Annotated in this window: 28 protein-coding genes; 17 read left to right on the top strand and 11 right to left on the bottom strand. The window is 65.8% G+C overall.

Annotated elements, in window-relative coordinates; genetic code table 11:
- Positions 1-10 precede the first annotated feature (10 nt).
- From HCA61_RS20085 to tuf, 6 genes are all read left to right on the top strand, one after another.
- Positions 11-577, top strand: coding sequence for a DUF3558 domain-containing protein (locus HCA61_RS20085; protein WP_206040353.1), 567 nt, complete (start codon positions 11-13; stop codon positions 575-577).
- 8 nt (positions 578-585) lie between these two features.
- The gene (locus HCA61_RS20080; RefSeq protein ID WP_169690119.1) at positions 586-1,161 is read left to right on the top strand and encodes a DUF3558 domain-containing protein; all 576 of its coding nucleotides are present in this window, start codon (positions 586-588) and stop codon (positions 1,159-1,161) included.
- A gap of 332 nt (positions 1,162-1,493) precedes the next feature.
- On the top strand, positions 1,494-1,868 hold the full coding sequence (rpsL, locus tag HCA61_RS20075; RefSeq protein ID WP_169689970.1) for a 30S ribosomal protein S12: 375 nt from the start codon (positions 1,494-1,496) through the stop codon (positions 1,866-1,868).
- The gene (gene rpsG / locus HCA61_RS20070; protein WP_054714779.1) at positions 1,868-2,338 is read left to right on the top strand and encodes a 30S ribosomal protein S7; all 471 of its coding nucleotides are present in this window, start codon (positions 1,868-1,870) and stop codon (positions 2,336-2,338) included. The genes rpsL and rpsG overlap by 1 nt, the downstream gene beginning before the upstream one ends.
- A 142-nt stretch (positions 2,339-2,480) precedes the next feature.
- Positions 2,481-4,583, top strand: coding sequence for an elongation factor G (gene fusA / locus HCA61_RS20065; RefSeq protein ID WP_169689969.1), 2,103 nt, complete (start codon positions 2,481-2,483; stop codon positions 4,581-4,583).
- A 92-nt stretch (positions 4,584-4,675) separates the two neighbouring features.
- Positions 4,676-5,866: an elongation factor Tu gene (tuf, locus tag HCA61_RS20060; protein ID WP_169689968.1), complete on the top strand. Its 1,191-nt coding sequence runs from the start codon at positions 4,676-4,678 to the stop codon at positions 5,864-5,866.
- 110 nt (positions 5,867-5,976) lie between these two features.
- Here the strand turns inward: tuf and HCA61_RS20055 are convergent, their stop codons facing one another.
- Genes HCA61_RS20055 through HCA61_RS26430 form a run of 3 tightly spaced genes read right to left on the bottom strand, consistent with a single transcriptional unit; the run spans position 5,977 to position 7,761 of the window.
- A complete protein-coding gene (locus HCA61_RS20055; RefSeq protein WP_169689967.1) occupies positions 5,977-6,540 on the bottom strand; it encodes a hypothetical protein in 564 nt (187 codons plus the stop codon).
- Positions 6,537-7,574 (bottom strand): DUF6286 domain-containing protein, encoded by a 1,038-nt coding sequence (locus HCA61_RS26885; protein WP_169689966.1) that lies wholly within the window; start codon positions 7,572-7,574, stop codon positions 6,537-6,539. Before HCA61_RS26885 ends, HCA61_RS20055 begins: the two co-directional genes overlap by 4 nt.
- On the bottom strand, positions 7,567-7,761 hold the full coding sequence (locus HCA61_RS26430; RefSeq protein WP_054714775.1) for a hypothetical protein: 195 nt from the start codon (positions 7,759-7,761) through the stop codon (positions 7,567-7,569). The genes HCA61_RS26885 and HCA61_RS26430 overlap by 8 nt, the downstream gene beginning before the upstream one ends.
- 83 nt (positions 7,762-7,844) lie before the next feature.
- Here HCA61_RS26430 and HCA61_RS20040 point away from each other — a divergent pair, with 83 nt between their 5' ends.
- Positions 7,845-9,065 (top strand): RNA-guided endonuclease TnpB family protein, encoded by a 1,221-nt coding sequence (locus tag HCA61_RS20040; RefSeq protein WP_169689965.1) that lies wholly within the window; start codon positions 7,845-7,847, stop codon positions 9,063-9,065.
- Here HCA61_RS20040 and HCA61_RS20035 read toward each other — a convergent pair whose 3' ends face one another.
- Both HCA61_RS20035 and HCA61_RS20030 read right to left on the bottom strand, forming a co-directional pair.
- A complete protein-coding gene (locus tag HCA61_RS20035; RefSeq protein ID WP_346777612.1) occupies positions 9,066-9,431 on the bottom strand; it encodes a hypothetical protein in 366 nt (121 codons plus the stop codon).
- Positions 9,428-9,889, bottom strand: a complete 462-nt coding sequence (locus HCA61_RS20030) for an Asp23/Gls24 family envelope stress response protein (protein ID WP_169689964.1) — start codon at positions 9,887-9,889, stop codon at positions 9,428-9,430. The genes HCA61_RS20035 and HCA61_RS20030 overlap by 4 nt, the downstream gene beginning before the upstream one ends.
- A 209-nt stretch (positions 9,890-10,098) precedes the next feature.
- On the opposite strand from HCA61_RS20030, the gene HCA61_RS20025 reads away from it, so the two are divergent.
- Together HCA61_RS20025 and HCA61_RS20020 are read left to right on the top strand one after the other, a co-directional pair.
- A complete protein-coding gene (locus HCA61_RS20025; RefSeq protein WP_346777611.1) occupies positions 10,099-11,280 on the top strand; it encodes an FAD-dependent oxidoreductase in 1,182 nt (393 codons plus the stop codon).
- 32 nt (positions 11,281-11,312) lie between these two features.
- Positions 11,313-12,089, top strand: coding sequence for an aspartate/glutamate racemase family protein (locus tag HCA61_RS20020; RefSeq protein ID WP_169689962.1), 777 nt, complete (start codon positions 11,313-11,315; stop codon positions 12,087-12,089).
- A 32-nt stretch (positions 12,090-12,121) separates the two neighbouring features.
- On the opposite strand, the gene HCA61_RS20015 is transcribed toward HCA61_RS20020, so the two are convergent.
- Positions 12,122-12,757, bottom strand: a complete 636-nt coding sequence (locus HCA61_RS20015; RefSeq protein ID WP_169689961.1) for a TetR/AcrR family transcriptional regulator — start codon at positions 12,755-12,757, stop codon at positions 12,122-12,124.
- 76 nt (positions 12,758-12,833) lie between these two features.
- Complete coding sequence (locus HCA61_RS20010; RefSeq protein ID WP_169689960.1) at positions 12,834-13,196, bottom strand: SPW repeat protein; 363 nt, start codon at positions 13,194-13,196, stop codon at positions 12,834-12,836.
- A gap of 266 nt (positions 13,197-13,462) precedes the next feature.
- Here HCA61_RS20010 and HCA61_RS20005 point away from each other — a divergent pair, with 266 nt between their 5' ends.
- Positions 13,463-14,704, top strand: coding sequence for an MFS transporter (locus HCA61_RS20005; RefSeq protein ID WP_169689959.1), 1,242 nt, complete (start codon positions 13,463-13,465; stop codon positions 14,702-14,704).
- 24 nt (positions 14,705-14,728) lie between these two features.
- Here the strand turns inward: HCA61_RS20005 and HCA61_RS20000 are convergent, their stop codons facing one another.
- Positions 14,729-15,784, bottom strand: a complete 1,056-nt coding sequence (locus tag HCA61_RS20000) for a ferredoxin--NADP reductase (RefSeq protein WP_169689958.1) — start codon at positions 15,782-15,784, stop codon at positions 14,729-14,731.
- Between the two features lie 293 nt (positions 15,785-16,077).
- Between HCA61_RS20000 and mdo the strand changes: the two genes are divergently transcribed.
- From mdo to HCA61_RS19985, 3 genes are all read left to right on the top strand, one after another.
- Complete coding sequence (mdo, locus tag HCA61_RS19995; protein ID WP_169689957.1) at positions 16,078-17,349, top strand: NDMA-dependent methanol dehydrogenase; 1,272 nt, start codon at positions 16,078-16,080, stop codon at positions 17,347-17,349.
- Positions 17,350-17,455: 106 nt separating this feature from the next.
- Complete coding sequence (locus HCA61_RS19990) at positions 17,456-18,514, top strand: MoxR family ATPase (protein ID WP_169689956.1); 1,059 nt, start codon at positions 17,456-17,458, stop codon at positions 18,512-18,514.
- Between the two features lie 7 nt (positions 18,515-18,521).
- Entirely contained in the window at positions 18,522-20,045 is a 1,524-nt protein-coding gene (locus HCA61_RS19985; RefSeq protein WP_169689955.1) for a VWA domain-containing protein, read from the top strand.
- Between the two features lie 25 nt (positions 20,046-20,070).
- Here HCA61_RS19985 and HCA61_RS19980 read toward each other — a convergent pair whose 3' ends face one another.
- Both HCA61_RS19980 and HCA61_RS19975 read right to left on the bottom strand, forming a co-directional pair.
- A complete protein-coding gene (locus HCA61_RS19980; RefSeq protein WP_169689954.1) occupies positions 20,071-20,553 on the bottom strand; it encodes an SRPBCC family protein in 483 nt (160 codons plus the stop codon).
- Between the two features lie 41 nt (positions 20,554-20,594).
- Positions 20,595-20,942 carry a metalloregulator ArsR/SmtB family transcription factor gene (locus HCA61_RS19975; RefSeq protein ID WP_169689953.1) on the bottom strand — a complete coding sequence of 116 codons (348 nt, stop codon included), beginning with the start codon at positions 20,940-20,942 and terminating at the stop codon, positions 20,595-20,597.
- Between the two features lie 160 nt (positions 20,943-21,102).
- On the opposite strand from HCA61_RS19975, the gene ggt reads away from it, so the two are divergent.
- Positions 21,103-23,076: a gamma-glutamyltransferase gene (gene ggt, locus HCA61_RS19970; protein WP_169689952.1), complete on the top strand. Its 1,974-nt coding sequence runs from the start codon at positions 21,103-21,105 to the stop codon at positions 23,074-23,076.
- A gap of 358 nt (positions 23,077-23,434) precedes the next feature.
- Here the strand turns inward: ggt and HCA61_RS19965 are convergent, their stop codons facing one another.
- A complete protein-coding gene (locus tag HCA61_RS19965) occupies positions 23,435-24,607 on the bottom strand; it encodes an aromatic ring-hydroxylating dioxygenase subunit alpha (protein ID WP_169689951.1) in 1,173 nt (390 codons plus the stop codon).
- A gap of 110 nt (positions 24,608-24,717) precedes the next feature.
- On the opposite strand from HCA61_RS19965, the gene HCA61_RS19960 reads away from it, so the two are divergent.
- The 3 genes from HCA61_RS19960 (at position 24,718) to HCA61_RS19950 (ending at position 26,185) form a co-directional block, all read left to right on the top strand.
- Complete coding sequence (locus tag HCA61_RS19960) at positions 24,718-25,374, top strand: TetR/AcrR family transcriptional regulator (protein ID WP_169689950.1); 657 nt, start codon at positions 24,718-24,720, stop codon at positions 25,372-25,374.
- Between the two features lie 137 nt (positions 25,375-25,511).
- Complete coding sequence (locus HCA61_RS19955) at positions 25,512-25,670, top strand: hypothetical protein (protein ID WP_169689949.1); 159 nt, start codon at positions 25,512-25,514, stop codon at positions 25,668-25,670.
- Positions 25,671-25,891: 221 nt separating this feature from the next.
- Positions 25,892-26,185: a hypothetical protein gene (locus HCA61_RS19950; protein ID WP_169689948.1), complete on the top strand. Its 294-nt coding sequence runs from the start codon at positions 25,892-25,894 to the stop codon at positions 26,183-26,185.
- The last annotated feature ends 59 nt before the right edge of the window (positions 26,186-26,244 follow it).

The raw sequence follows: 26,244 nt of genomic DNA, 5'->3' as shown, positions 1-26,244 counted from the left end.
GTCTGTGCACATGCCTGTCGAGGGGACCGGGCGAACCGGGAGGATCACGGCGACCGTGGCAATGGCCGCGCTCGCCGCAGTGTTCGTGGCGGGGTGCGGGTCAACCGAGGACGATGTGGGTGACGGCGGCCCGGAGACGACCGCGCTGCAGGCCACCGAGCCCGGACCTTTCTTCGGCGAATGCGGTGCGGTCTCGGACGACGAGGTCCGAGAGGCCTTCGCTCTCGGAGAATTCTCCACCGTGACCCGGAACTCGGTGGGATGCGAGTGGGAGACCTACGTCGGTGGCCCGAGCGTGAGCTTCTCGTGGTACCGGGGCAGTCCGATCGGCCGGGAGCGCGCGGGTTCGGATCTGATCGGCCGACCTGCCGTGGACGTCGAGATCGACGGTCGGCCAGGATTCATGGGGTCGGCTCAGAACGAGCTGGGTCAGACCGTCCTGTGCGAAATCGGGGTGGATTTCGGCGGCGATTTCATCCACTGGTCGGTCACGTACGCGAACTTCACGCCAACGGCCGACTCGTGCGCCGTCGCGAGGAACCTCGCCGAACTGAGCGTGGAGAGGGCGCGGTCATGAGTGCGGACATGTCTCGGCCCGGCCGGCGTACAGCGAGCCTGCACGCCAGGCCTCGTCGGATCGTCGTGAGTATCGTCGCGCTCTGCGCCGCCCTTCTGGTGATCACCGGATGTGCGCGCAGCATCGAAGGCCGTGCCGTGCCGCAGGGCGCGGGCGGCGGGCCGGGACTGTCGGCGGAGTTCACGAAATTGCTCACCGAATGCGACGCCGTCACCGACGAGAAGATCGCAGAGACGGTGGGTGCCGCGGCGGTGTACCGAGGGTTTTTCGGGGCCATCTGCCGGTGGGAGGGGGACGGTCCGTCGGGAGTAGTGAAGGTCACGTTCAACTGGTTCGAGACCGGCTCGCTCGACCACGAGCGTCAGGCGGGTGACGAGCTCGGCTACACGGTCGAGGACACCACCGTCGAAGGCAGGCGGGCGCTACAGATGCGTCGACCGAACGACCCGTTGTCCTGTGGCATCTCCGCCGGTGCGGCAACCACGGGGATCTTCGGATGGTGGGTGCAGTACACGACCGGTGGTACGGACCCGTGTGAGGCTGCTGCTACGTTGGCACGGCTCACCCTCAACCTCAGCAGTTGACTTCTCGCTCCTGCCGCGCCGACGTGCGCGGTCATTCGTCGCGTCTCGCTTTGACCGCATGCGCCGCTGCCGGGTATCGTTGTGGGTCGTGTCCGGCATGCCCGGGCCGATCTGTGTGCCTATGCGAGGCGATGCCGTACGCGCGGTCTGTAGATATCTGCAGGTGCGAGTCCCCGGCTGCCTGTGTGGGGGTACGCGACACACCCGACCTCGTGTGCGCACGGGGTGCGAGTGCGGAGCAGTTGCTTCCTTGCTCCAACCGATGGATCCCTAATTTCAGAACAGCCAGTGTTGCTCGCCTGAGCAGCTCCAGACAACGAGAAAGCCGATAGATGCCCACTATCAATCAGCTGGTCCGCAAGGGTCGCCGCGACAAGGCCGCCAAGGTCAAGAGCGCGGCCCTGAAGGGCAGCCCGCAGCGTCGTGGTGTGTGCACCCGCGTGTACACCACCACCCCGAAGAAGCCGAACTCGGCGCTTCGTAAGGTCGCTCGCGTGCGCCTGACCACTTCGGTCGAGGTCACCGCATACATCCCGGGTGAGGGCCACAACCTCCAGGAGCACTCGATGGTGCTCGTGCGTGGCGGTCGTGTGAAGGACCTCCCCGGTGTGCGTTACAAGATCATCCGCGGCTCGCTCGACACCCAGGGTGTCAAGGGCCGCAAGCAGGCACGTAGCCGCTACGGAGCGAAGAAGGAGAAGGGCTGATGCCACGTAAAGGACCCGCTCCGAAGCGCCCCCTCATCGCCGACCCGGTCTACGGTTCGCCGCTGGTCACCCAGCTCGTGAACAAGATCCTCCTCGACGGCAAGAAGTCCACTGCCGAGCGCATCGTCTACCAGGCGCTCGAGCAGGCTCGGGAGAAGACCGGCACCGATCCGGTCGTCACCCTCAAGCGCGCGCTCGACAACGTCAAGCCCGCCCTCGAGGTGCGTAGCCGTCGTGTCGGTGGCGCCACCTACCAGGTGCCGGTCGAGGTTCGCCCCGGCCGTTCCACCACGCTGGCCCTGCGCTGGCTGGTCACCTTCTCGCGTCAGCGTCGTGAGAAGACGATGGTCGAGCGTCTCGCCAACGAGCTTCTCGATGCCAGCAACGGCCTCGGTGCCGCTGTGAAGCGTCGCGAGGACACGCACAAGATGGCCGAAGCCAACAAGGCGTTCGCGCACTACCGCTGGTGAGTCGACGCCGGTCGGGTGGATCTTCATGATCCCCCGATCGGCTGCTCGCACATCTGTGTCGGTCCCGTAAAGGCCGGCTGACAACCTAAGAACATGTGGTCCGCACCCAAGGACCGACACGAGCTACGAGCGGGGTTTACCTGTGGCACAGGAAGTGCTGACCGACCTGAACAAGGTCCGCAACATCGGCATCATGGCGCACATCGATGCCGGTAAGACCACGACGACCGAGCGCATCCTCTACTACACCGGTGTGAACTACAAGATCGGTGAGACCCACGACGGTGCTTCCACCACCGACTGGATGGAGCAGGAGAAGGAGCGTGGTATCACCATCACCTCCGCTGCGGTCACCTGTTTCTGGAACAACAACCAGATCAACATCATCGACACCCCCGGCCACGTCGACTTCACGGTCGAGGTCGAGCGGTCGCTGCGCGTCCTCGACGGCGCAGTCGCCGTGTTCGACGGCAAGGAGGGCGTCGAGCCCCAGTCCGAGCAGGTCTGGCGCCAGGCTGCCAAGTACGACGTTCCCCGCATCTGCTTCGTCAACAAGATGGACAAGATGGGCGCGGACTTCTTCTTCACCGTGCAGACGATCATCGATCGTCTCGGTGCGAAGCCGCTGGTCCTGCAGATTCCGATCGGTGCGGAGGACGACTTCGACGGTGTCGTCGACCTCGTCGAGATGAAGGCGCTCACCTGGCGCGGCACCACTCCGATCGGCACCGAGGCCACCGTCGAGGAGATCCCCGCCGATCTCGCCGACAAGGTCGCCGAGTACCGCGAGAAGCTGCTCGAGACCGTCGCCGAGTCCGACGAAGCTCTCATGGAGAAGTACTTCGGTGGTGAGGAGCTCACGGTCGCCGAGATCAAGGGCGCCATCCGTAAGCTGACCGTCAACTCCGAGCTCTACCCGGTTCTGTGTGGCACCGCGTTCAAGAACAAGGGTGTCCAGCCCATGCTCGATGCGGTCATCGACTACCTGCCCACTCCGCTGGACATCGGCGAGGTCATCGGCCACAAGCTGAACGACGAGGAAACCACCCTCACGCGCAAGCCGAGCAAGGACGAGCCGTTCTCGGCTCTGGCCTTCAAGATCGCTGCGCACCCGTTCTTCGGCAAGCTGACCTTCGTCCGCGTGTACTCGGGCCGGGTCGAGCCGGGCGCTCAGGTGCTCAACGCCACCAAGGGCAAGAAAGAGCGCATCGGCAAGCTCTTCCAGATGCACGCCAACAAGGAGAACCCGGTCGAAGAGGCCGTGGCAGGCCACATCTACGCGATGATCGGCCTGAAGGACACCACGACCGGCGACACCCTGTGCGACCAGGCGAACCCGGTCGTGCTCGAGTCGATGACGTTCCCGGACCCGGTCATCCAGGTCTCCATCGAGCCGAAGACCAAGTCCGACCAGGAGAAGCTGGGCACCGCGATCCAGAAGCTCGCCGAAGAGGATCCGACGTTCTCCGTCGAGCTCGACGAAGAGACCGGCCAGACCGTCATCGGCGGTATGGGTGAGCTCCACCTCGACATCCTCGTCGACCGCATGCGTCGCGAGTTCAAGGTCGAGGCCAACGTCGGTAAGCCGCAGGTTGCGTACCGCGAGACCATCACCAAGGCCGTCGAGAAGCACGAGTTCACCCACAAGAAGCAGACCGGTGGCTCGGGCCAGTTCGCAAAGGTCATCATCGCCCTCCATCCCTTCACGGGCGAGGACGGCGCGACCTACGAGTTCGAGAACAAGGTCACCGGTGGACGCGTTCCGCGCGAGTACATCCCGTCGGTCGACGCCGGTGCCCAGGATGCTCTGCAGTACGGCGTGCTCGCGGGCTATCCGCTGGTCAACGTCAAGGTCACGCTGCTCGACGGTGCGTACCACGACGTCGACTCGTCCGAAATGGCGTTCAAGATCGCCGGCTCTCAGGCACTGAAGGAAGCGGCCCGCAAGGCTGCCCCGGTGATCCTCGAGCCGCTCATGGCCGTCGAGGTCACGACACCCGAGGAGTACATGGGTGACGTGATCGGCGACCTCAACTCCCGCCGTGGCCAGATCCAGGCCATGGAGGAACGCAGTGGTGCCCGTGTCGTGAAGGCGCTGGTTCCGCTCTCGGAGATGTTCGGTTACATCGGGGACCTGCGGTCGAAGACTCAGGGCCGCGCGAACTTCTCCATGGTGTTCGATTCCTACGCAGAGGTTCCGTCGAACGTCTCGAAGGAAATCATCGCCAAGGCCACCGGCGAGTAACCTTCGGGTTGGAACCGGTCGTCTGCACGACCAAGTAATACAAACCGCACTGCTGCATACTGCACGCAACAACAGTCCAGGAGGACATTCCAGTGGCGAAGGCGAAGTTCGAGCGGACCAAGCCGCACGTGAACATCGGCACCATCGGTCACGTCGACCATGGCAAGACGACGACCACGGCTGCGATCACCAAGGTGCTGGCCGATAAGTACCCGGATCTCAACGAGAGCTTCGCGTTCGACCAGATCGACAAGGCTCCCGAGGAGAAGGCTCGTGGTATCACGATCAACATCTCCCACGTCGAGTACCAGACCGACAAGCGCCACTACGCGCACGTCGATGCTCCGGGTCACGCGGACTACATCAAGAACATGATCACCGGTGCTGCTCAGATGGACGGCGCGATTCTCGTTGTCGCCGCCACTGACGGCCCGATGCCGCAGACGCGCGAGCACGTGCTGCTCGCTCGCCAGGTCGGCGTGCCCTACATCCTCGTCGCCCTGAACAAGGCCGACATGGTCGACGACGAGGAAATCCTCGAGCTCGTCGAGATGGAGGTGCGCGAGCTCCTCGCTTCGCAGGAGTTCGACGAGGACGCTCCGGTTATCCCGATCTCGGCTCTCAAGGCTCTCGAGGGTGACGAGAAGTGGGTCAAGTCGGTCGAGGACCTCATGCAGGCCGTCGACGAGTCCATCCCGGATCCGGTTCGTGAGACCGAGAAGCCGTTCCTCATGCCCGTCGAGGACGTCTTCACCATCACGGGTCGCGGCACGGTCGTCACCGGCCGTATCGAGCGCGGTGTGATCAACGTCAACGAAGAGGTCGAGATCGTCGGCATCCGCCCCGATTCGACCAAGACCACGGTCACCGGCATCGAGATGTTCCGCAAGCTGCTCGACCAGGGTCAGGCCGGCGACAACGTCGGTCTCCTCGTCCGCGGCATCAAGCGCGAAGACGTCGAGCGTGGCCAGGTCGTCATCAAGCCCGGCACCACCACTCCGCACACGGAGTTCGAGGGCCAGGCCTACATCCTCAACAAGGAAGAGGGCGGCCGTCACACGCCGTTCTTCAACAACTACCGTCCGCAGTTCTACTTCCGTACCACGGACGTGACGGGCGTTGTGACCCTTCCCGAGGGCACCGAGATGGTCATGCCCGGTGACAACACCGAGATGTCCGTCAAGCTGATCCAGCCGGTCGCCATGGACGAGGGCCTCCGCTTCGCGATCCGCGAGGGTGGCCGTACCGTCGGCGCCGGTCGCGTCACGAAGATCATCGCGTGAGTTAGTACTCACTGACGCTCGAACGGCGTCCACCCTCCGGGGTGGGCGCCGTTCGGCGTTTCTGTGAAGAAGTGTCGTCGTGCAGTGAGCAGGTCAGGGTGAAGGGTCGTTCAGCGGACCTCGCTCGCGGGGTCCAGATGCAGGAGTATCTGGGTCGCGACACGGGCACCGCCGACTGCGGCGGCGGCCCGACGCGCAGCATCCTCCGCGCAGGCCGTGAATTCGGAGACATCGATGCCGGACTCGGCCTGGACGGTCACCGACAGTGTCGGTAGGTGCCGTTCCACGACCGCGCGGCTACGCACCGACCGGACACCGGGAAACGTTTCGAGCTCTCGCGCCACCCCTGTTGCGACCGGACCGAGGTCGACGCCGAGCGTCGCATCGGTCACCTCGTCGTACAACTCCACGGTCGAGGTCCGGCGCCTCGACAGGTTCACGACGAGCAGCACGATCCCGATCGCGCAGCCCGCGGCCAGGACGGTCCACAATGCCGGTGTCCACCACGGTTGATCGGGAAGGTCCATGATGAGCGGCCGGTCGAGATCGGCGAGTCGCTCACGTGCGAACGGCACCCGCCACACCCAGGCCAGTGCAAATGCGCCTGCGCCGAGGAAGGCACATCCGACCACGAAGGCGAAGAACCGGTTGACGAGCACGGTGCGGAGTTTCACGGCAGTGTTCCCGTTTCGTTGGTGGGGGCAGGCGCTTCGTGGCGCGAAACCTTCAGAACCAGCGGAATCGGGTCTGCCAGCAGTGCCAGCCGCGGTTCCACTTCCGCGCGGATGGTGTCGTGGAGATCGTCGATCGCGCTGTCCGACGCCGCGACGACACGGATCAGTGCGCGTCTGCGGTCGACGACGGTCCGCGCGTGAAGTACACCGGGCAATGCTGCTGCGCGCGCGCTGCACATTCGGGCGATGTCGGTACGTCGCATCCAGACGGTCGGAACTGTGCCGGACTGCGTCAACGGCAGGTGGGTGCGCCTGCGCGGCTTCAGTGCCACCGCGATCGCGGAGACTCCGAGGAGAACGAGTACTACTGCAACGGGTGCGATCCACGGATGCCAGTGCAGCCGTCCGAACCATTCGAACGAGTTGCGGATCCACGGCGCGCCGTCGTAGGTGCCGCGAACGATGAACAACTCCCGTGCGGCGACGAACGCGAGACCGAGCGCGCCGAGTGCGATGAGCGCCGCAGCAGGGGCCGCCGCCGGTGTGGCGAGCGGCGGCAGCGGTGGTGTCACGGGAATGTCGGAGCGGGGCCCGGTATTCCCGGCGACGATGTCGGATTCCAGATACTCGACGGGCACGGACTGCTCGACCGGCTCGTCTTCGACTGCGCGCACGGTCGACACGATCAACACGTTGAGTTCGTGCACCACAAGTCCGGTGTACTCGTGCAGATGCCATGCGACGGCGTCGTGCACACGCCGCGTGAGCGCAGCCGCGTCGTAGGGCCATTCCGCCGCTATGTAGAGATTGACCGCCACGGCACTACCCGCGGTGATCACCTCGGCGCGGGGTAGTTCGCGACCGGTGAGCAGGCTCATGCTGCTGCTCTGCCGGACGACGTGGGGTACTTGCAGCGCGGCGGCAGCAGCGATCCGCTCGATGGCACGGTCCTTGATGGTGAGGCTTCCGCGTGCCCCTGCGAGATCGGACGATTCTGGTTCGGAGGGGGCGGCCGGAGGTGCAGGGTCAGCCACGGCCACGGCTTCGCAACAGCGCGCCCAGGTCGAGGATGCCGTCGCGGTGCGCGCCGATGGCGGCTCCGAGTGCGCCCAGCAGTACTGCGAAAAGCAGCCCGCTGAATCCGCCCAGAATTCCGGCCAGGGCGAGCAGTAGGCCTGCGATGAGTCCGACAACGGTGTTGGTCGTTGGGTTGTGGTTCATCGGGACCTCGCCAGGATGCCCCGCCGTTCACGGCGGGCAGGAATGGTGTTCGACATGTCGGACCCTTCTGTTGTCATGGGCAGATGAGGACCGCATACAAGGTCCGGGCCTACCCGGATCCCGAACAGTCGGCGCTGCTGCGCCGCACGTTCGGCTGCGTGCGCGTCGTGTGGACCAAGACCCTCGCCGACCGGCAACGCCGGTACACCACCGAGCAGAAATCGACCGCGTACAAGGACACCGACGCCGCACTGTCCGAGTGGAAGAAAACCGAGGAGCTTGCGTTCCTGTCGGAGGTGTCCTCGGTGCCGCTGCAGCAGACGCTGCGCCACCAGCACACCGCGTTCCAGTCGTTCTTCAAGGGCACCGCCAAGTACCCGCGGTTCAAGAACCGGCAGTCTCGCCAGTCCGCGCACTACACACGCTCGGCGTTCCGCATCAAACCGGACGGGTTGTGGCTGGCGAAAACCACCGCACCGATGCAGGTGGCGTGGTCCTGGCCCGGCATCGACCTCGCCACGCTCGACCCGACAATGGTGATCGTCTCCCGCGAGGCGGACGGGCGGTGGTTCGTGACGTTCACCGTCGACCAGGCCGATCCCGCGCCGTTGCCGGATACGGGCGAGTCGGTCGGTGTGGACCTCGGGATCAAGGACTTCGCGGTCTTCTCGACCGGGGAGAAGATCGGGAACCCGAAGCACATGGCCCGGCACGAACGCGGCCTGCGCCGCCATCAGAGGCGCCTGGCCCGGATGCAGAAGGGATCGAACAACCGCGCCAAGCAACGCTCGAGGGTGGCACGCACACACTCCCGTGTCCGCGATGCCCGACGCGACTTCCTCCACAAGACCAGCACCGATCTCGTGGCGCGGTTCGACACCATTGCCGTCGAAGACCTCGCCCCGCGCAACATGGTCCGCAACCGCCGGTTGGCGAAGTCGATCAGCGAATGCGGGTGGGGTGAGTTCCGGTCGATACTCGAGTACAAGTCCGAGCGGGCCGGACGCCGGTTCGTGGTGATCGACCGCTGGTATCCGAGCTCGAAGACGTGCAGCGTGTGCGGGCATCTGCTCGCCGTGCTGTCCCTTGGGACACGGCACTGGTCGTGCCTCGACTGCGGTACCCGGCATGACCGGGACGTCAATGCCGCGAAGAACATCCTTGTCGCCGCCGGGCTGGCGGAGACACCAAACGCCTGCGGAGGCGATGTCAGACGGCACGGGTTTTCCCGTCCGCAGTCGCCGGTGAAACAGGAACTCTCGGATGTGAGTCCGAGAATCCCCGTCGTTCAGGGCGGGGAGTAGTCAAGATGTCACCTGATTCTCTGCGGAGATCTGGTCGGCGAGGGGCCGTCGGATGTCCTGGAACACCACGCGGACCGGCCCGTCGACGAGGGGTTCGACATACCGCCGCACTGCTTCGCCCAGTGCGGGAAGGTCGGCGGGGTAGAGGGCGGTCACGTGGATCTCGCACACTCCGGGACCCAGCCGGATGCCGGAGACACGCCTGCAGGGAAGGTACGTGGCGACTTCACCGAACTCACCACCGTGCAGAGCGGCGATTCCGGCGATGCTCAGCACCGTGCTCGCGACGTCGTCGACGAGATCGGCGTCGTTGCGGTCGGCGCGCGTGGCGGCGTCACCGTTCGGGGTCCGGGCGTCCACGGTCACTGCACGCGAGGCTTCTGCTCCGCCCCGGCCTCCACCGCCTCGTCCGGGAGGACGACGTCGAACACCGTGATATTGACTTCGGTGACTTCGAGCCCGGTCATGCGCTCGACTGCCACGATCACGTTGTGGCGGATGGCGACGGCCAGTTCGTGGAGCGCAACGCCGTATTCGGCGACGATGCCGATGTCGATCGCGGCCTGCTTCTCGCCGACTTCGACGGCCACGCCCTGACCGTGATTGATCCGAGCCCCCGGAATCCGGTCGCGGAGGGCGCCGACGACGCGCGCGGTGCCCGCGCCGACGTCGAACACCCCGCTGATCTCGCGCGTGGCGATTCCGGCAATCTTTGCGACGACGGCGTCCGCGATGATCGTCCGTCCCTGGGTGTCGACGGGGCCGGGAGACGAACCGGCTCCGAATTGCACGCGGCTGAGTCCTGCGCCGCTGTCGCTCGTCATGAAAACTCCCTCGTGGCTGTGTCGCGTGGGGCTGTGCCGGTCGCGTATGGAGATCTTCGTTTGTACTTTCGACCCTAAGTATCCGCCAGGGCGGGAGGAGATGTGCCGCGCAGAGCCGATCGGCGCTCTGTTCACCGCCACTTGTATTTGGTATGAAGACCCGAAGCAATCACGTGGCAGATGTCACGACTTCAGGAGGATGGACTCAGGTGGCAGTTGATCGGATCGTCGTTGTCGGAGCGGGACTCGCCGGTGTGCGAACCGCGGAGGAATTGCGCCGCGCAGGGTTCGAGGGCGAACTGGTGCTCGTGGGCGACGAGACGCACCTGCCCTACGACCGCCCGCCCCTGTCGAAGGACGTCCTCCGCGGTGACCGCGACGACACCACGCTGCGCCCCCAGGAGTTCTTCGAGGAGCAGAGGATCGATCTGCGGCTCGCCAGCCCGGCCGCGTCGGTGGACACGGCAGCGAAGACTGTCACCCTCGCCGACCGGACCGAGCTGAACTACGACGAACTGGTGATCGCGACGGGCCTTCGTCCGCGGCGGATCCCGGGTCTGAAGGAACTCGCGGGCGTACACGTACTGCGATCGATGGACGACAGTCGCGCGCTGCGTGAAGACGTGGTGCCGGGAGCACGCGCTCTTGTGGTCGGCGCCGGGTTCATCGGGTGCGAGGTTGCAGCCAGCCTGCGTGCGAAAGGTGTCGAGGTCGTGCTCGTCGAGCCTCAGGAGACTCCGCTGGCGTCCGTTCTCGGTACCGAGGTCGGTTCGTTGGTCTCGCGACTCCATACCGAAGAAGGGGTCGATGTCCGGGCCGGGGTCGGCCTGGCCGAACTCCGCGGCGACGACCGAGTCACCGCCGCCGTGCTCGGCGACGGCTCCGAAGTCGCTGTCGATCTGGTTGTGCTCGGTATCGGGTCGATCCCTGTCACCGAGTGGCTCGACGGATCGGGCATCGAGCTCGACAACGGTGTCGTGTGCGACGAGGTGGGTCGCGCGTCGGCTCCCCACGTCTGGGCGGTCGGCGACGTCGCCTCCTGGCAGCTTCCCGACGGGGGTCGTAAGCGCATCGAACACTGGACCAACGCGGGTGAGCAGGCCACCGTGCTCGTGAAGGCTCTGGTCTCGGGCGATGTGGGGGTTGCGTCGGCGGTGCCCTACTTCTGGAGCGACCAGTACGAGATCAAGATCCAGGGGCTCGGTGCGGTACGCGGCGACGACACCGTGCACGTTGTGCGCGACGATGGCCGCAAGTTCCTGGCCTTCTACGAACGTGATGGCCGGCTCGTCGGTGTCGTCGGCGGTGGCATGCCGGCTCAGGTCATGAAGAACCGGATGAAGATCGCGGCGGGCGCACCCATCGAGGAGTTGCTCGCCACCATGGCGTGAGTCCGAGCGCCCGGACCCGTTAGATTCGTAGGGTGATCGTTGCTCTTGTCGACTCGGGTTTCGGGCTGCTTCCGACGTCCGCGTGGTTGCGGCGCCTGCGCCCCGACATCGACCTGATGTTGTCGATGGACCCCGCAGGCGCACCGTGGGGTCCGAAGCCGTCCGATTGGGTCATCGAGCGTGTAGTCACGACGGCCCGGCGGGCAGTGGAGCGGGGAGCCGAGGTCGTGGTTCTGCCGTGCAACACCGCGTCCGTCACCGCCCTCGACCACGTGCGCGCCGACCTCGGCGCGGATGTGCCCGTCGTGGGCACTGTTCCCGCGATCAAGCCGGCGGCCGCCGTCTGCGGGTCGGTTGCGATCTGGGCGACCGCGGCGACCACTGCGAGTCGGTACCAGGCCGATCTGATCGCACAATTCGCGAACGGCAGCGACGTCGTCGGGGTCGCGTGCCACGGTCTCGCCGATGCGATCGATCGTGGTGACCGCGACGGCGCGTCCGCCGCGATCGCTTCGGCCGTCGAGCGTACGCCCGACGATGTCCAGGGCGTCGTTCTCGGGTGCACGCACTATCCGCTTGTTGCGGACACGATCGTTGCGCAGTTGCCCGCGGGGGTGCGCTTGTTCGACAGCGCCGAGGCCGTCGCGCAGCAGACACTGCGCAGAATGGACGCGCTCGGCCGTGATTCGCCGGGATCGGGGCGCATCGAGGTGTTTCTCAGCGGCGAGCGTGGCACCCTCCCGGAAGGTGCCCGCGCATTCGCAGCCGGACGCGAGTTGTTCGGGACGGCTCCGAACCCGATCGGCTGAGTTCGGGGCCCCGCGTGGCGGCAGCGTGGTCGTCACGCCCATAGCCGGGCCGACATCCCCGGCAGTGGCGTCATCCTGGACATTCCTGCCGCGATCAAGCGTGCGATGTTCTGTAGTTCTTCGTGGGCACGCGGCAGTCCGTCACGACCGAACAGTCGGTCGTTGGTGGCTGCGGAGAGCATCGCCGACACCCATGTCGTTGCCGCAGTGCGCACGGCGCTTGCGGACACGGGCGCCGGTGAACTCGCCTGGAGCACGCGCATCGTCGTGTCGTGGAGGTACGCGCGGAGCGTCCGCACATGGGTGCGCACGTCGGTGTGTGTTTCTGCCTCCCGCCAGATGATCACGCGGAGTACCGAGGAAGCGTTCTGCCCGAGGTTCAACGCGGTGTCCAGATTGACCAAGCTCGTTGCCGGATCGCCCGGTGCGACGAGCGCGACGACGTCGGAGATCGGTTCGGTGGGGAGTCGTTCAGCGATCAACGCGTCGAGGATCGCCTCCTTGGTGGGGAAGTAGTAGAAGATCAGGCCCTTCGGCACGTGCGCTGCCGTCGCGATGGCAGTGGTGGCGGTCGAGTCGAATCCGTGCTCCGCGAACAGTGCCTCGGCTGCATCGAGGATGCGGGTGCGCGCAGCCTGCGCAGTACCGCGATCGAGGTGCCTGCTCACTGATCACCTCCGCGTAGGAGAATGCCGGTGAAGTCGGCCGGGACGGCTCGGCCCCACCGGCGTGACGGTGATCGGATCAGTGATGTGTTGCCAGGCCGCCTCCGTGCATGCGGGTATTCATGGCGGGCAGCGCAGCGACCGCGACGACCACGGTCAGCACACCGACGACCCATGCGGTCCACGACGCTCCGCTGAATGCGGTGTACGACATCACCCACGGCGAGATGAACAACAGTGCGCCGAAGATGCCCATGGCGTAGTCGATCGTAGCTGTTGCCGGGCTCATGATCTGTGCAATGCCGCACAGGGCGACGAGCACACCGAGGACGATGAGCGACCACATGGCGTTGGAATTGGTGTCCAACCACAGTGGTGAGAGGGCGGCGAAGACGCCCAGAACGACGGCTACGTAGTCCTGCAGCCGGCTGTCGGAGAACATGGTGGCCTCCTTGAGAAATGTGTCTGTGAGGATGTGTCCCTCACTTTCGGTATATGCCTGATCGACCGGTCGGTCAATGACCGGGCGAGTTGCCAAGTGATAAACCTTTCTGCAGCCCAGCACGGTTGTCGGGGTTGATCGTGACGTAAGCGAAATATTTTCCCGGACGACGATGTTGCACAGGCAGCAGCGCCGTGATGTGCGGCGCTGCTGCTCGTGTCTTGTTTCCTTGTTTCCTTGTCGCCGGTTCGTCTGCTGGAGGTTCGATGGCTCCGTCCGCCCCATCCGATGCCGGATCGCGTGTTTTCGGATTTGCGGTCATGGGGGTGGGGGCGTTCACCCTCACCGGATCGTCTGCGGCGCCGTCACCTCTGTACCCCGTTTACCAGGAAATGTGGGGATTCTCGGCGGCCGTGCTCACCGTGGTCTTCGCGATCTACGTCGTCTCTCTGCTCGCGACCCTGCTCACCGTAGGTTCGTTGTCGGACCGCATCGGCCGCCGTCCGCTCGTCGGTGCCGCGATGCTGATTCTCGCGATCTCGATGGTCGTGTTCATTCTCGCTGACAGTGCGGGATGGTTGATCGTGGCGCGCATCATCCAGGGATTGGCGGTCGGTACCGCTACGGGCGCAGTCGCCGCGGGGATGATCGACCTGCAACCCAACCCTCGGATCGGCCCGCTGATCAACAGCATCGCACCGTCGCTCGGGCTAGGGCTGGGTGCGGCCGGCGCCGGTCTTCTGGTTCAGTTCGCGCCGTTCCCGACGGTGCTGAGCTATGCGCTCGTCGCGGCCCTCGCGATCGCGATCGTGATCGCGCTCCCGTTCGTGCCGGAGCATTCGCAGCCCGAAGGGTTCTCCTCTCGGAGGGAAGCGCTGCGTGCCCTGAAGCCGAGTGTCGCGCTCCCGCAGGGAGTGCGTGCGCAGTTCTTCTTGGTCCTGCCGTGCTTGATGTCGGCATGGGCGCTCGGCGGCCTGTACATGTCCTTGGGGACATCGATCGTCGATGCGGTGTTCGGTATCGAGGACCGGCTCGTTGCCGGGCTCGCCGTCGCGACCCTATTCACAGCGGGCTCGGTCGCGGCAGTGGTCATGCGACGATTCGCCGAACTCCGTGTCGTCGTGACGGGCGTGGTCCTGCTTGCGGCCGGTGTCGTCGTGGTTGCGGCTGCCCTGCTGTCGGGCATGGTGGTGCTGTACTTCGTGGGCACCGCGGTCGCCGGGTTCGGCTGGGGGTCCACGTTCCTGGGTGCCATGGGAATCGTGAGCGGCCTGGGTCGCCCCAACCAGCGGGCGCAGATCTTCGCGACCATGTTCGTGGTCTGCTATCTCGCGTTCTCGGTTCCGGCCATCGCTGCCGGCGTGGCCACGGGCACGTTCGGGCTCACCGCCACCGCGGTCGGTTACAGCGCGATTGTCGCGACGCTCGCACTCACGTCCGGGATCGCGCTGGTGCTGCGGCAGCCGAAGCGTGCGCCGGTGCGCCTCGAGGAGGTCACACCGGCGTAGGAGCCGCAGACACCCTGAGGGTGATCAGAATTCGATCTTGAGGGTGTCGGTGACGGGACGCGCCTGGCAGCCCAGGATGTAGCCTGCCTCGATGTCCTCGGGATCGAGAACATCGCAGTGTTCCATCTCGACCTTGCCTTCGAGGACAGTGCACGCGCACGAGCCGCACTCTCCCTCCTGGCACGAGTACGGCACGTCGATGCCCTTGGCCAGCATGATGTCGACGAGCGTCTGCTTGCGAGGCCACGACAGGGTGTGGACCTCGCCGTCGAGTTCGACCTCGACGGTCGCTGCGTCGGCGGCCTCCTCGTCGCTGATCTCGACGGGCTCGTGGTCGGCGAACGGATCTCCGGCGAGCGAGTTGAACACCTCGGCGTGCACGCTGGTGCGCGGCATTCCGGCATCGTGTAGCGCCTGGTGCACCGCGTCCATGAACGGGCCGGGTCCGCACATGAATGCTTCGCGGTCGGCGAACGGCGCTGCGACGGTGGCGAGCTGTGTCGCTGTGGGCAGGCCCTGCACCGACTCGAGCCAGTGCAGGACGGTGAGCCGGTCGGCGTGCTTCTCACCGAGTGCGCGCAGTTCTTCGGCGAAGATGACGGATTTCTCGTCGCGGTTGGCGTACACCAGTGTGACCTTGCCCGAGCCCTGCGTCAGCGCGGACTTGAGGATCGAGATGACCGGGGTGATGCCACTGCCTGCTGCGAAGAGCAGGAAGTCGTGGTCGAAGGACTTCGGCGTGAAAACCCCGGACGGAGGAAGGACCTCGACCTCGTCGCCCGCCGAGATGCTGTCGCACAGCCAGTTGGAGCCGTAGCCGTCGACGGTGCGCTTGACGGTCACCTTGGGGGCATCGTCCGTGAACGGTGAGCTCGCCAGGGAATAGCACCGAGCGACCGAGCCCGTTCGGTCGCTGGGGATGCGCAGCGTGAGGAACTGGCCGGGCTTGTAGGCGAACTTCTCGCGCAGTTCTTCGGGTACGGCGAAGACGATCGAGCGGCTGTCCGACGTCTCTTCGATGACGGCAGACACGGTGAGAATCACCGATCGTGACCCGTGCGGCACCTCGACTGTCGTCATGGGGTTGTCCTCTCGTGCAAACGTGGGGCGGCAGTGTGCTGCTCACCACAATTTCTAGAACGTGTTCTAGTTTGAAGAATACCAGCCGTAGTGCGGCACCGACACGCTACCGGGAGCGGGCCCCGGATGTGCTGCCCACCCGTTCGGTCCCGGCCCGCCTGCCCGATCGGACGGTCCCGTCGCCGCAGCCGGACGGTTTCCGTGCGGAGCCCTTCTCCAGGCGAACTCCCTGGTCGATTGTGGGTCGTGCATGAGGCGTACATCACACCCGCCGATAATCGAGGAGAATCACGATGGCAATCGAGCTCAACCAGATCTGGGATTTTCCCATCAAGGAGTTCCACCCCTTCCCGCGCGCTCTCATGGGAGTCGGGGCGCACGACATCATCGGTGTCGAAGCCAAGAATCTCGGGTTCAAGCGCACCCTTCTGATGACCACCGGCCTGCGCGGTTCCGGGATCATCGAAGAACTCGTAGGCAAGATCGAGTACCAGGGTGTCGAGGTCGTCCTCTACGACAAGGTCGAGTCCAACCCCAAGGACTACAACGTCATGGAAGCGGCGGCGCTGTACCAGAAGGAGAAGTGCGACTCGATCATCTCCGTCGGCGGCGGCTCGAGCCACGACGCTGCGAAGGGCGCGCGCGTCGTCATCGCTCACGACGGCCGAAACATCAACGAATTCGAAGGCTTCGCGAAGTCCACCATCAAGGAGAACCCGCCCCACATCGCGGTGTCCACCACGGCAGGCACCGGCTCGGAGACCTCCTGGGCCTACGTCATCACCGACACCTCCGACATGGATCACCCGCACAAGTGGGTCGGCTTCGACGAGGCGACGATCGTCACTCTGGCTATCGATGATCCGCTGCTCTACTACACCTGCCCACAACACTTCACGGCGTACTGCGGGTTCGATGTCCTCGCTCACGGTTCCGAGCCGTACGTCTCGCGCCTGGACTTCGCGCCGTCGCTCGGTAACGCTCTGTACTCGATCGAACTCGTCGCGAAGAACCTGCGGGAGGCGGTGTACGAGCCCCGCAATCTCAAGGCGCGTGAGGGCATGATGAATGCCCAGTACATCGCTGCGCAGGCGTTCAACTCGGGCGGTCTCGGAATCGTGCACTCCATCTCGCACGCGACGTCGGCGTTCTTCGACAGCCACCACGGCCTCAACAACGCGATCGCGCTTCCCCGAGTGTGGGAGTACAACCTGCCGTCGCGTTACGAGAACTACGCGCGCATTGCGACGGCGATGGGTGTCGACACCCGCAACATGACGACCGTGCAGGCTGCCGACGCTGCGGTCGAGGCCGCTATCCGGCTGGCGCAGGACGTCGGGATTCCCGACAACTTCGGCCAGGTGCGCACCGACTCGTACGAGAAGAACCGGATGAACACCGGCAAGTACGCCGGCCGCGGCGAAACGATCCCGGGCGACGAGAAGACCGTGCGGGCGATCTCGGAGCACATCCAGGGCGACTGGTGCACCCCGGGCAACCCCCGTGAGGTCACAGTCGAGTCGATGATCCCCGTCGTCGATCACTGCATCAATCGGTCGTACTGACCCGACAGGACCCCGCGCCCGGGGGCGGCTTGCCCCTGCCCGCTCCCGGGTGCGACCCCACGCACTGCCCGCTCCCGGGCCTGAGCCCGCACGCACCGGAGGATCCATGACCGCCTTCTCCAACGGCGCCGAATTGCAGTCCGCGCTGCGCCGGCACGACTACATCGCCGACGACGAATTCGCGACCGTCGTTCACCTCGCCACCGCACTCGAGCGACCGCTGCTGCTCGAAGGTCCGGCCGGTGTGGGAAAGACGGAGCTCGCCAAGGCGCTCGCCACAGTCGGCGGTCGCAGGCTGATCCGGCTCCAGTGCTACGAGGGTCTCGACGACAGCCGCGCGCTGTACGAGTGGGACTACGCCAAACAGTTGTTGCATGTACAGATGCTGCGCGACCGGATCGGTGAACTCCTCGGACAGTACCCCGACATTGCCGACGCGTCCCGATTCCTCGCCGAACAGGACTTCGGTCTCTATTCGGAGGCGTTCCTCTCGGTCCGCCCGCTGCTCGATGCGGTGCTGTCGCCGGAACCGGTGGTGCTCCTCGTCGACGAAGTGGACCGGACCGAAGAGTCCATGGAGGCACTGTTGCTCGAGGTTCTCGCCGAACGTCAGGTCACGATTCCCGAAGTCGGCACGTTCACCGCCCGTTCGATGCCGTGGGTGATCCTCACCTCCAACGACACCCGGGAACTGTCTCCGGCTCTCAAACGCCGCTGTCTGCACTATCACGTGGGATACCCGACCCTCGAACGCGAACGGGAGATCGTGACCGCCCGCGCACCCGAGGTGTCCTCGGGTACCGCGGGGCAGGTCGTCGAACTGGCGCGCACACTGCGCGATCTGCCATTGCGGAAAAGCCCGTCCATCTCCGAGGTGATCGATGCGGCTCGTGCCGCGTCGGTGATGGAAAACGGTGCACCCGAGTCGAATCCGGTGGTCGATATGCGTGACGTACTGCTGTCTACGTTGCTCAAATACACCGGTGACGTGGACCTCGTCAAGAATCGCCTCGACGGTGCGGCGCCGGTACCGGCACCCGCTGCCGCGTCGATGCCGGCGGAACGTGTGACCGTGGCGTCGAATCCTGCCAACACCACCACGGCGGTCTTCCGGGGTCGTGGTGGAGGCGGTCGCGACGCGGCCGGCAGCGGTGCGCGGCGGTGACCGCGCCATGCATGTGAGTGCTCCTGAGCACCGGCGCGCCGGGCACCCGTTGGACGTGGTGTCCGCAGTGTTCGGTCTGCTGCTGCGCAAGCACGGTGTCGCGGCTTCACCCGCCGAAACCATCGAAGTGCGTAGGGTGTTCGGCCTTGTGGGGGCCCGTGATCGCGGGGCGTTGCGGTCGTGCCTGCGCGCGGTATGCGCGAAATACCCGCACGAACGTGCCGGTTTCGAGCGCGCTTTCGACGAGCTGTTCGGTGCGGTGGACGCGGCGAAGGCCGATGCGCACGACCCGCTGCGTGCCCAGTTCGCCGACTCTCTTCCCACCGCTCTCGAGATCGACGACGATCCGAGCATCGCCCGCTACGCCGAATACAACGAGCGTGCTGCAGAGGTCGGCGACCACTTCGACACTCCCGAGGCCGAGAAGGGCTTCAATCCGCACAAGGACGACGACGATGTGTCGATGACGTCGTCCGATGCCGAGTTGTCTGTCGACACCGGTGCGGACTCGGGCCGGCGCGGTGTGACCTACACGGTCGACGTCGATCGGGCCGGTTCGACGACGGTCGGCGAACTGTCCGCGGATCCTGGTGCCGCGGTCGTCGGGTCGTTGTCGTGGGACGACCCGACGTCGATCCTCGCGTGGCTCGATGCATACGATCCGCACCGAATGTACGGCGGCGACGTCGTCGACGGGCCACTCAGCGAGGCGCAATTGAGCCGTCTCGTCGACGCAGTCGAGGCGTTCGTGGCATCGCTGGCCGGGGTGAGTCCGTCCGGCACCGAGGAGGTCGAAGCTCCGGAGTCCCGTGACGCGGCAGGTGTCGATCGTGCCGAGATCGAGCTCGCGTGCCACGAGGTGCTGCGGCGGATGCGCGGTCCCGCGCGACCGCGCCCCCGTGAACTGACCCGCGGCCGGCTCGACATGCGCCGCACCGCGCGCGCCGGGATGCGCACCGACGGAGTGCCGTTCCACCTCGTCGTCCGTGCCCCGCGTCCCGATCGCGTGCGATTACTCGTGCTCGCCGACGTGTCGCTGTCGGTCCGCCCGATCACCGCGTTCACGCTGCGTCTTGCGCAGGCGATGCATGGTCGCGCACATCGCTGCAGGGTGGTCGCGTTCGTGGATCGCCCGGTGGACGTGACACAGCAGCTGCTCGCTGCCGACGGAGACGGTGCGCTCGCGGCGGTGCTTGCGCACCCCGGCGTGGATCTCGAGGCCAGCAGCGATTACGGCAGGATGTTCGACGAACTGCTCGCCGAACACGCGGGCTCGATGGACAGTCGAACCTCGGTTCTGGTCGTGGGGGACGGGCGGTGCAACGGGTTGCCGGCGCGGGTCGATCACCTCGAAGAGTTGCGGCGACGGGTTCACCGCCTGGCGTGGATCACGCCCGAGCCGGAGCGGTACTGGGCCCAGGCGACATGCGCGATGTCCGACTACGCGGACGTGTGTGATCACGTGGTCGTTGCGCGGGACGGCGAACAATTGCTCTCGCACGCAGCGGAACTCGGCCACGCACTTCGGTGATCGGTGCGTGGCCGAGCTCGGCTGTTCACGGCGCCGACACGCGTGCCAGAATTTCGTCGAGCCGGTCGTAGCCCTGACTCATGCCGGTCTCCATCCCGGACGATGCCATTCCGTCGCGAGCCTCCATGCTCGGGTACGCAGCGTGGCCGCTGAGCCTGCAGCGCCCGCCGCCGAGATCGGTGAAGGTGAGGAACTCGATGCTCACCACATCGGGAAAGCCGTCGAATTCGAATGTCTGAACGGCGAATTCGTTCTCCCGCACGGTGTGGAACACTCCCGTGAACGTGTACGAACCCTCGTTGTCGGTGTGGGTGTACCGGTAACTGCCACCGGTGCGGAAATCGTAGTGGTCGATCGTCATCTCCATGCCGCGTGGGCCGAGCCACTGCGCGATGAGATCAGGGTCTTTGTGGGCGCGGAACACGTCAGCGACAGGAAAGTCGAATTCGCGCGCGTAGTCGATGAAGGGGACACCGTCGGGGACGGTGACGTTCAGGGCGTTGCTCATGGCGAACCTCGCGAACCTTTCTGGGGGTCCTCGGGGGAACCCTATGGTTTCGGGACGGCCGATTCCCCGGCCAGCACGGCATCGAGATCGCGGAACTGCTGTTCCTTGACCAACCGGTAGCGGTCGATCCAGGCGGTCAGCATCTCCAGCCGCGCGGGATTCAGATGGACGGGACGGCGCTGGGCGTCGCGTGTGCGAGTGACGAGTCCGGCGTGTTCCAGAACCTGAATGTGCTTCGAGATCGCCTGTTTGGTGATCGCGAAGGGTTCCGCGAGTTCGTTCACGGTGGCGGGCCCGCGGCTGAGCCGGGCGACGATGCGGCGTCGGACCGGGTCGGCCAGGGCAGTGAATGCCCGGTCGAGTTGGTCGTCGTTCGCGTCGTCGTGCATGGTCGGGCCTCCATTTTGGCAACCTTCTGGTTTATCAACCATCTGGTTGAATAAAGGATGCGCTCGCACGTGCCTCCTGTCAAGGGCCGTTCGGAGAAGTTCGAACGGCCGTGTAGTTCGAATGCCCGCGCAGCTGCGATCACGCGGTTACCGTCGGAGGATGATCTCGGGGGCGAGAATACGATCGGGAATCAGGGTCGCTGCTGCAGCGGCGCTGTCGCTCGCGCTCGTCGGCGCGTGCGCGTCGGGAACCGAGGGCAGCGAGGACACGCAGGGCGCCGCCGAGACCTGTACCGCGGGGCCCAACGGCACCCCGCTCACGGGCGCGCCACCGTCGCCGGAGACGGGTGAACGCGATATCTCGACCAATCCCGAGATCGCCACCGGCTATCGCACGGGTATGACCGCGGTGACCACCGGTTCGTTCGCGGTGTCGACGGCAAATCCGATCTCGACCGAAGCAGCGTGCGAGGTTCTCCGGGACGGCGGCACCGCGGCCGACGCACTGGTGGCCGCACAGATGGTGCTCGGGCTCGTCGAACCCCAATCGTCCGGCATCGGCGGCGGCGCATTCCTGATGTACTACGACGCCGAATCCGGCGAGGTCCAGGCATACGACGGTCGTGAGACGGCTCCGATGTCCGCGACCGAGAACTACCTGCGCTGGATCAGCGACACCGACCGCACCGAACCGACACCCGACGCGCGCGCAAGCGGCCGGTCGATCGGGGTTCCGGGCGTACTGCGCATGCTCGAGATGGTGCACGGCGAACACGGCTCGGCAGAGTGGGCCGGGCTGTTCGACCCCGCAATCGAACTCGCCGATCAGGGCGTCGTGATCAGCGACCGAATGGCCGACTCGATCGCCGATGCCGCGGCGCAACTCGCCGTCGACGACAACTCCCGTGCGTACTTCCTGCAGCCGGACGGCAGCCCGAAACCCGCCGGGGAGACGTTGACCAATCCCGCGATGGCCAAAACCCTCGGGGCGATCGCCACCGACGGACCCGACGCGTTCTACACAGGCGACATCGCGCAGGCCGTCGTCGACGCGACGGCAACCGACTCGGGTGGACGCACGCCCGGCACGATGACCCTCGCCGATCTCGCCGGATACGAGGCGAAAGCGCGCACACCCCTGTGCACCCCGTACCGCGACTACGAGATCTGTGGCATGCCGAATCCGTCGTCCGGTGGTGTGACAGTGGCCGCAACACTGGGCATCCTCGAGAACTTCGACCTCGCCGGGTTGCCGCCCGGCGACGTCGATTCCGACGGTGGTGTGCCGGACGCAGATGCCGTCCATCTGGTCTCGGAGGCCGAACGACTCGCCTACGCGGATCGCGACAAGTACGTCGCCGATTCCGATTTCGTTCCGCTGCCCGGCGGTTCGCTCGACACCCTCGTGAACCCGGAGTACCTCGCCGAACGTGCCGGCCTGATCGATCCGGGCAAGAGCATGGGCGAAGCGCAGCCGGGTGATTTCGGGCCCGTGCCTCTCGGTGTTCCCGAACAGACCCCGGAACACGGCACCAGCCACATCTCGGTTGCCGACAGCTACGGCAACGTCGCATCCATGACGACGACGATCGAGTCGGCGTTCGGGTCGTTCCACATGATCGATGGTTTTCTGCTCAACAATCAGTTGACCGACTTCGCTGCCGAGCCGGTCGACGAGGACGGCCTGCCCGTCGCCAACCGCGTGGAACCGGGCAAGCGACCGCGTAGCTCGATGGCCCCGACCCTCGTGTTCGAACGCACCCCCGACGGTGGACGCGGCGATCTGCAGATGGTCGTCGGATCGCCCGGTGGCTCGGTGATCATCCAGTTCGTGGTCAAGACCCTCGTCAACTCGCTCGATTGGGGACTCGACCCGCAGCAGGCAGTCTCGGCGGTGTCGTTCGGGTCTGCGAACACGCCGGTCACCGGAGTCGGTGGAGAACACCCCGCGATCGATGCGTCCGACGACGGCGCACAGGACCCCCTCGTGCAACAGCTCCGCGACATGGGGCACGAGGTGTCCGTCGCCCCTCAATCCAGCGGGCTCAGTGCGCTCCAGCGCGACGGCGACAGCTGGATCGGTGGCGCCGATCCGCGCCGTGAAGGAGCCGTCATGGGCGACACCGGGCAGTAAGAGCGACCGGCAATGATGCTCACCCGGTTGGCGTTTCTACTCGCCGACCTGACCACCTGGCCGGAGCCACCGATCGCCACGAGCACCGTCACCGACCGCTACGGCACAGCCACCTCGGAAGTATGGAATCGGTTGCATCCCAGCCTCACCCACCGTGGAGTATGGGCCGATCATCCCAGCCCGCGGCCGATCGTGGAGGGTACCGTCATCCGGCTCGAGGTCGAGCATTTGCCCGCGAACCGGCATCCGGACCCGGTGGCTGTGGTGCTCGGAGCCGGCAGTGGACGCCGTCGACGCTGCCGGCGAAGCGATCCGTTCCGGATCCCGGCGTGCGCGCTTTCGCCGCGGGCCGCGTGGTTCAGCCCAAGTCGACACCGAGTTCCGCGACAAAGGTCTTGATCATGTGCTGAACCCCGATCTCGTTGCGGCCGATGATCATATGATCGTGCTGCCCGTGCCGCACCCCTTCCCCACACTGGGGCAACATGGCGAAATCTTCGTCGCGGACCGCGGAGTGGACTTGGTTGTAGATGTCGTCGTACACGGCACGCTGCTCATCGGTGCTTGCGGGAATCTTGGCCATCCAACTGTGGCGCACACTGCACCTCGTCGGCGATCCGGCCGGCAACATCTCCAGGATCTCCACTCCGACAGGGCTGTTGGCCAGCACCAGGTTCGGATATATCCAGTAGATCACACCCATGTTCATCAATGGTTCCCACGAGCCGCTGGGATCGGCATCGAGCGCGGTGATCCAGTTGAACGGGAACCCCATGCGGTGGTGACGGCCGAAAGCATCGTGAGTGGAGGTATCGGCGACGGTGTTCTGCCCGATTACGCTCTCGCCGTGGACGAACGGGAAGTGGTAACTCTCGGAGAACGCTTCCAGTGCACCCTTCCAGCTGACTTCGGAAACGAACTCGCGGTCGTCGTGGTAGCCGTAGCCGGCGTAGTCCAGTTGTGCCAGTTCCGGGCCCATGGGCCCGAGATGGGCGTCGATGTCGATCGAACCGTCGGCCGAAAGGACCGCCCAGATGAAGCCGTGTCGTTCTTGGCTGGGCAACTCCACCAGCCCGTAGTCACTGCGGTTCATCCCGGTGAAGCCTTCCTTGCCCGGCATACCGGCCAGCTCACCGGTGTTCTTGTAGGTCCAGGCGTGGTACGGGCAGGTGAAGCGGGTGGCCTTACCCGATCCGCAGGCCGGCTGTGCACCGCGGTGGCGGCAGTAGTTCAAGAACACGTGCGCGGTTCCGGCGCGATCACGGGTGACCAGCAGCGAGTCACCGAGCACGGTGCGCACGACATAGTCGTTCGGCTCCGGGATGCGGGCCGTCGGCACGATCGCCAGCGGTGTGCGGCGCAGGATCTGCGACTCCTCCACCTCCGTGATCTTCGGGTCCCTGTAGTAGTGCAGCGGCACCCGCAGTGGCGTCTCGGCCATCTCGGTGGTGCGCTCGAGCACCAGTCGCAACGCGCGGTGGGTCAGGTCCTCGGTCAGTCCGGCAAGGCCGGGCTCGGGCAGAATCGTCATGACAGAGACCATACACATTGGTTGATGTGTATGGTCTGGAATGTGCGGAAACACCACCCCTCGGGACCCGATAAGGTCAGTGGTCACCACTGTTCACTCGGAGGCAATCGATGCGCACCCACGGATGGTCGGGCACGGCGCCGGCCGACGACACCGAAGCCGTCGAGCGCATCCTGACCGCCGCCCGCACTGCCATCGCGCGCACCGGCGGGGAGTTCACCATGGCTGAGATCGCCCGCGACCTCGGCGTCACCCGTCAGACGGTCTACCGGTACTTCGCCAACACCGACGCGTTGCTCACCGCCACCGCACTCGCCGAGACCGGCCGGTTCCTCGACGTCCTCGCCGCTCACCTGGACCGGATCACCGATCCTGCCGACGCAGTGGTCGAGGCAATCGCCTACACCCTCGAGGCTCTCCCCGAAGACCGGTATCTCAGCCTGCTGCTGACTCCCAGCCACGCCGGAACCTTCTCCGCTTCGGTCACCTCCGACACCGCACTCACATTCGGTCGCGCCGTTCTCCAACGCTTCGCCGTCGATTGGGAACACGCGGGTATCGATGACAGCCGCCTCGACGAACTCGTCGAACACATGCTGCGAATCGTCCAGTCCTTCATCATCGACCCCGGCCGCCCACCCCGCCACGGCACCGAACTCCGCGAATACCTCACCACCTGGGTCGCTCCGGCCCTCACCCGGGCCCATTCCACGCCGACCTCGGTCCCACGATCGAAGCCGCAGCCCGATCGCCCCCCGAATGGATAGTCGATAGCGGCACCACCCGACTCTCCCGACCGGCTGATGTCCGGCGGCGAGTCGATCGGCCGCAACGACCCCGCGGCGCCCAGGCCGCATTCGAACAGCACGGTCTGCCGCTGACGCTGCCACCGAACCTGGCGCACATGGTCGGACCGGGACTGACCACCATCGAGATCACCGACCGAGTCGTCACTCGTACCCGGGCCCACGCAGCCAACCCCGCGTATGCCGCCGCGCTGGCCACCCTGCTGCTCACCGGAGCCACCTTCGACGAACTCCGATCGCTCCCCAGCTCGCACTGACCGGGGACACCTTGATCGCGTCGGCGCCTCCGCTGTGTCCCGCCCCAGCGACCTGCGTCTCTGGGTGATCCCACCACCGGCCCGGCCGCTGCTGCACGCCGCCACAGTCTTCCAACGAACGCGCATCAACCCCGCCGGCATCCTCAACCTCGCCTTGGACGCACCTTGACTCCGGTGTCTGGATCCCGCCCGTCGGTGTCCTCTTCGGAGCGCGCGCACCCGTGACTCTCCTGGGCTGCTCGCTGGAGGTTCTCATCGCCGGATCGCAACGCCTCGGGGTCGGCCCCGCGTTCGCCCAGTCATTCGGTGGAAACCGGTCGTACCCGGGAAGCTACGAAGGCCAACCCGTCCACGAGGCCACTCGACCGCTGCCACGCGAAGTCGACCTGCTGTCCCTGATCGAGTATGTGGAAGGCCGGGACCTCGACCTCGCTGAAGTGCACCCAGCAGCCGCCCGGAGTCTCCGCGCACTCGAGGACGCCCCATCCGTCCTCGCGGTGCCGCACTCGCACTGAGAACCACCTACCCGATCGGGTAGGTCATGACCCCTCCGCCGGTCCGGTGTGCGCCTGCC

It is taken from the genome of Rhodococcus sp. HNM0563, assembly GCF_012726195.1.
GTDB lineage: Bacteria > Actinomycetota > Actinomycetes > Mycobacteriales > Mycobacteriaceae > Rhodococcus.
The sequence above is the reverse complement of the archived record's forward strand: the minus strand, read 5'-3'. Positions and strand labels throughout refer to the sequence as shown.